Below are 5,193 nucleotides of genomic sequence, written 5' to 3'. Positions count from 1 at the left end.
CTAGGCCCTGGCACCCTGGTCCCTGGGGTCCTGGTCCTGGGACCCGGTGCAGTTGTCAGGCCTGGAAGAGCCGCCTCACCACCTGCCCCGCAGCGAGTGCGTCAAGGCCTTCGTTGATCTGGTCAAGCGGCCGGGTGTCGGTGTGCAGCAGTTCAACGGGAAGCCTGCCCTCCCGCCAGTAGCCAAGGTAGAGGGGGATGTCCCGGCCCGGGACGGCGTCCCCCATGTACGAGCCCAGCAGCCGTTTGCCCGCACCGGCGAACTGGAGCGCCGGCACCGTCAGTTCCGCCGTGGGATGCGGCAGCCCTACGGAGACTACGGAGCCACCGCGCGTTACGTGCTCCAGGCACGAGGCAATGACCCGGGCAGACCCCACAGCTTCGACGGCGGTGTCCACACCGTCACCGGAGGCGTCGGCAATCAGGCGGGAAGCGTCATCCGGGGTCCCTACGGCCGTTGCCCCGCACTTTAGCGCGAGCCCGTGCTTGGCGGCGTTGGGATCGATGGCGATCACGGAGGAGGCACCGGCGAGCGCCGCGGCCATAACGGCCGAGAGCCCCACGGCACCGAGCCCGAAGACAGCTACGGACTGGCCGGGCTGGACAGCCGCCGTGTTGAGGACGGCCCCCATTCCGGTGAGCACGGCGCAACCGAACATTGCGGCTACGGTGTCCGGGACGTCGTCGTCGATGACCACCACTGATTCACGGGCCACCACGGCGTAATCGGCGAATGCCGAAACCCCCAGATGGTGGTTGATGCGCTTCCCGGCAGGAGTCCGCAGCAGGGCCTCGCCATGGAGGAGGTCCCCCGACCCGTTAACGTCGGCGGCGCGGTGGCAGAGCGCCGGGCGGCCTGCCCGGCACGCACGGCAGCCACCACAGCTGGGGACGAAGACGAGGACTACGTGGTCCCCCGGGGAAACATCGGTGACGCCGGGGCCCACGGCGGCGACCCGTCCTACAGCCTCGTGCCCCAGCGCCATGGGGAGCGGCCTGATGCGGGAACCGTCCACCACGGAGAGGTCAGAGTGGCACAGGCTCGAATAGGTGATGTGGATGCCCAGCTCGCCGGCGCGGGGTTCGGGCCGGTCGAGCTCCTCCACCTGAAGCGGGTGCGCTTGGGTGTAGCTGGTTCCGGACGGGACCGTGGAGTAAAGAACGGCTGCTTTCATGGAGAATCCTGACTTCCTCGAGGTGCTGACGCGCAACTGCCCGGCCCTGCGTGGTGGCGGGTCCGGGCAGTTGGCGTGCTGTCTGGCTTTTGTGGTGGCGTTGCCTATTTCTTGCCGGCTGCGAGAAGGTCGGCCGTGCCCTGGGCATCGGCTGCGTCTACATCGTGGAGCGAAATGCCCCGGGTTTCCTTGAGGAAGAACACGGAGATTGCCGTCACGATGCAGGCTCCCAGGAGGTACAGCGCCACGGGAGTGGAGGACTTGAAGCTGCTCAGCAGCGATGTGGCGATGATCGGGGCCAGTGAACCGGCCACGATGGAGGTCACCTGGTAACCCAGGGAAACGCCCGAGTACCGCATGCGGGTGGGGAACATCTCGGCCATGATGGACGGCTGGCCCGCGTACATCAGCGCGTGGAACAGCAGGCCGATGGTGATGGCGGCCAGAATGACGATGTCATTGGCAGTGTCCATCATGGGGAAGGCGAAGAAGCCCCAGGTGCCGCCGAGGATGGCGCCGGCCATGTAGACCGGGCGCCGGCCGAACGCATCGGACATTTTGCCGACGAGCGGCACGGCGCAGAAGTGGATGAAGTGCGCCACGAGCAGAAGCAGGAGGATGCGGGAGGTGTCGGTCTGGACTACAACCTTGAGGTACGTGATGGAGAACGTCACCACAAGGTAGTACAGGATGTTCTCGGCGAAACGCAGACCCATGGCGGTAAAGACACCACGCGGGTAGCGGCGGAAGACTTCGGCAACGCCGTAGCCCTTCTTCTCCACGGTGACTTCCTTGCGGGCCTCGAGAAAGATCGGCGCGTCCTGGACCTTGGTGCGGATGTAGTAGCCGACGATCACGATGACCGCAGAGAGCCAGAAGGCGACGCGCCAGCCCCAGCCCAGGAATGCTTCCTGGGACAGCGTGGCCGAAAGGGTGAACAGCACGCCGGTGGCCAGCAGGTTGCCCATCGGTACTGCTGACTGCGGCCAGCTGGACCAGAAACCGCGGGACTTGCTGGGGCTGTGCTCTGCGACCAGCAGCACGGCGCCGCCCCACTCGCCGCCGACGGCGAAGCCCTGCACGAAGCGCAGGAACACCAGGAGGGCCGGGGCCCAGTAACCGATCTGGGCGAACGTGGGCAGGCATCCCATGAGGAAGGTGGCCACGCCCACCAGGATGATGCTCAGCTGCAGCAGCTGTTTGCGGCCGAATTTGTCACCGAAGTGGCCAAAGACGATGCCGCCGATGGGGCGCGCCACGAAGCCTACGGCGTAGGTGACGAAGGCGGCGATGATGCCATCCAGTTCGGTCCCTGAATTGGGGAAGAACATTTTGCCGAACACCAGGGTGGCGGCGGAGGCATAGAGGAAGAACTCGTACCACTCCACAACGGTGCCGGCCATGGAGGCCGTGACGACTTTCTTCAGGCCGGAGGCCTTGACGTCGGTTTCCTCGGTCCGCCGTGCGGCGGAGCTTTCCGTGCTCATCTGTTACTCCTTCGGCGTCGTCGTCGACACCACTGGGACGCATTGGGGCGGCTACGTGTGATTTTGGCCACGAACCGCCGGGTCCCATTGAGTATGGTCCGCCTGTCAGCCCAGCTCAACGGCGAATCTCGCAGAGCACATCTGCATAAACGCACATCCGGGCAAAGGAGGGAGCAGTGCTACTCGGAAAGATGCCTCTGGAGCTGCGGTCCCAGCTGGCCGATTTCGGTCAGGAACCCGTCGTGGCCAATGGGCGCCTCGATCAGGTGGACGTCCACATCCCCCGGAAGCGCCCGGGCCAGCTCACGTGACTGGGACGGGAAGTACAGGCGGTCGGAGTCCACGGCGGCAACAAAGAAGCGGGCTTGGCTGGCGGCCAGTGTTTCGGCCAGCGTGCCGCGCCCCCGGCACACGTCATGGCTCATCAGCGCCTCGGTGATGGCGATATAGCTGTTGGCGTCAAACCGCTGCACCAGCTTGTTGCCCTGGTGGTCAAGGTAGCTCTCCACCTGGTAGCGTCCGCGTTCCGCCAGGCACTCACCCTGCAACGGCGATTCGGGAGCCTGCGGGGCACGGCCGAACCTGCCTTCCAGCTCGGCGGCTGAGCGGTAGGTGATGTGTGCGATGCGCCGCGCCAGTGCCAGTCCGGCCTCGGGGAAAGGGCCGCCGTAATAATCGCCGCCGTTGAAGTTGGGGTCCTGCCGGATGGCGAGAGTCTGCGCCTGGGCGAAGGCGATCTGTTCGGCCGTGCTGGCGGCCCCTACGGCGATGACCGCGCAGCGCTGCACGCGCTCCGGGTAGGTGACAGCCCATTCGAGTGCGCGGGCGCCGCCCATCGAACCGCCCAGGACGGCAAACCAGCGTTGGATGCCGAGCTGGTCAGCCAGCCGGGCCTCCGCCACGGTGCTGTCCCGCAGGGTGACCAGGGGAAAGCGGGAACCCCAGGGGTTCCCGTCGGGGGCAGGCGAGGACGGGCCGGTGGATCCGTAGCAGCCGCCCACGATGTTGATGGAGACAACGAAGAAACGGTCTGTATCGACGGGTGCGCCGGGTCCGGCCAGCTGTTCCCACCAGCCCGGTTCGTCGGTGTCGCCCCGGGTCACGTGGGTGCTGCCGGTGAGGGCATGTTCGATCAGGATGGCGTTGCTGCCGTCCGCGTTGAGGGTGCCCCAGGTTTCGTAGGCGAGCGTCACCTCGGGAAGATAGCCGCCGGCCTCAAGTTCCAGGCCTCCAATGGAGGCGTAGCGGACAATCCCGTGTTCGGGAACGGTGGTACGGGTGACGGTAACCGTCATGGCAAGACCTCTTCTACGCGCTTGCCCGCCGTCGAATGACCGGCAGGCCAGGTCTTCACCCGGGGCACCCCACCGCGGAAGGAGGGTTGCCGGCCAGCAAGCCGGGGCTGTCACTGGCACTCATGACCTGGTTCGAGTGTACGAAACACCACCCGTCCCAAGCCAAGAGTGTGACTGGTTGTGACTTCCCCGGCCCGGGCACGCCGGCCCTGGCTGCCTGTTTGCTGTGGAGGCTGCCTGCCCGCCTGACGTTCCGGCCGCCGTCGGGCCTTGATCCTGGTCAGGCGCCCGACGCCGCCTTTGCTGCACGGAAGCCGGCCTCGAGATCGGCCAGGATGTCGTCGATGTGCTCAATTCCCACCGACAGGCGGACCAGCCCGGGGGTCACGCCGGCCACGGCCTGCTGCTCCGGGGAGAGCTGACTGTGGGTGGTGGACGCAGGGTGGATGACCAGGGACCTGACGTCCCCGATGTTGGCCACGTGCGAATGCAGCTCCAGGGCGTCCACGAACCGTTTGCCGGCCTCCGCACCCCCGGCCAGGTTGAAGGACACAATGGCACCGGTCCCCTTCGGTCCGTACTTACGGCCACGCTCGTACCAGGGGCTCGAGGGAAGGCCCGCGTAGGCGACGGATTCGACGTCGTCACGCGCTTCCAGCCAGCGGGCAACCTCCGCGGCGTTGGCCACGTGGCGTTCCACGCGGAGACTCAGCGTCTCCAGGCCCTGGGAGATCAGGAAGGCGTTGAACGGCGAAACAGCAGAGCCCAGGTCCCGCAGGAGCTGGACGCGTGCCTTAAGGATGTAGGACAGGTTGGCGCCCAGGGCGCCACCCTCCCCGAGGTCACGCCCATAGACCAGCCCGTTGTAGGTGGGGTCCGGGGTGTTGAAGCCGGGGAACCGCTCCGGGTCCTTGCTGAAGTCGAACTTGCCCGAGTCCACGATGACGCCGGCGATGGCTGCGCCGTGGCCACCCAGGTACTTCGTGGCCGAATGGACCACGATATCCGCGCCCCACTCGAGCGGACGGATCAGGTACGGCGTGGACAGCGTGTTGTCCACGATCAACGGCACACCTGCCTCGTGGGCGGCCTGGGAGACGCCTTCGATGTCCAGGACATCCTGCCGCGGATTGGACACCACCTCGGCAAAGAAGAGCTTGGTGTTCGGCTGCACGGCGTCGCGCCACTGGTCCAGGTTGTCCGGATCCGCCACGAACGTGACGCTGATGCCGAACTT

4 protein-coding genes and 1 riboswitch are annotated in these 5,193 nt (G+C 66.4%); all 4 genes read right to left on the bottom strand.

The annotated features are described in order from the left end of the window. Positions 1-55 precede the first annotated feature (55 nt). Positions 56-1,174: an alcohol dehydrogenase catalytic domain-containing protein gene (locus tag P2Q66_RS01025; protein ID WP_275724877.1), complete on the bottom strand. Its 1,119-nt coding sequence runs from the start codon at positions 1,172-1,174 to the stop codon at positions 56-58. Positions 1,175-1,278: 104 nt separating this feature from the next. Continuing rightward, positions 1,279-2,661 carry an MFS transporter gene (locus tag P2Q66_RS01020; protein ID WP_115525527.1) on the bottom strand — a complete coding sequence of 461 codons (1,383 nt, stop codon included), beginning with the start codon at positions 2,659-2,661 and terminating at the stop codon, positions 1,279-1,281. 179 nt (positions 2,662-2,840) lie between these two features. After that, positions 2,841-3,956 carry a homoserine O-acetyltransferase gene (locus P2Q66_RS01015; RefSeq protein WP_275724874.1) on the bottom strand — a complete coding sequence of 372 codons (1,116 nt, stop codon included), beginning with the start codon at positions 3,954-3,956 and terminating at the stop codon, positions 2,841-2,843. 12 nt (positions 3,957-3,968) lie between these two features. Further along, positions 3,969-4,084: riboswitch (SAM riboswitch) on the bottom strand. A gap of 152 nt (positions 4,085-4,236) precedes the next feature. After that, a partial coding sequence (locus P2Q66_RS01010; RefSeq protein WP_275724873.1) for a PLP-dependent transferase occupies positions 4,237-5,193 on the bottom strand: 957 nt, incomplete at its 5' end.

Source organism: Arthrobacter sp. Cr_A7 (assembly GCF_029222765.1).
In the GTDB taxonomy this organism is placed as follows: Bacteria; Actinomycetota; Actinomycetes; order Actinomycetales; family Micrococcaceae; genus Arthrobacter.
Note: the sequence above shows the minus strand (reverse complement) of the source record. Positions and strands in the feature narration are given on the sequence as shown.

What these genes read in the sequence shown, in the direction of transcription:
- P2Q66_RS01025 (WP_275724877.1), bottom strand. Translation starts at nt 1,174, where the DNA reads ATGAAAGCAGCCGTTCTTTACTCCACGGTCCCGTCCGGAACCAGCTAC.
- P2Q66_RS01020 (WP_115525527.1), bottom strand. Translation starts at nt 2,661, where the DNA reads ATGAGCACGGAAAGCTCCGCCGCACGGCGGACCGAGGAAACCGACGTC.
- P2Q66_RS01015 (WP_275724874.1), bottom strand. Translation starts at nt 3,956, where the DNA reads ATGACGGTTACCGTCACCCGTACCACCGTTCCCGAACACGGGATTGTC.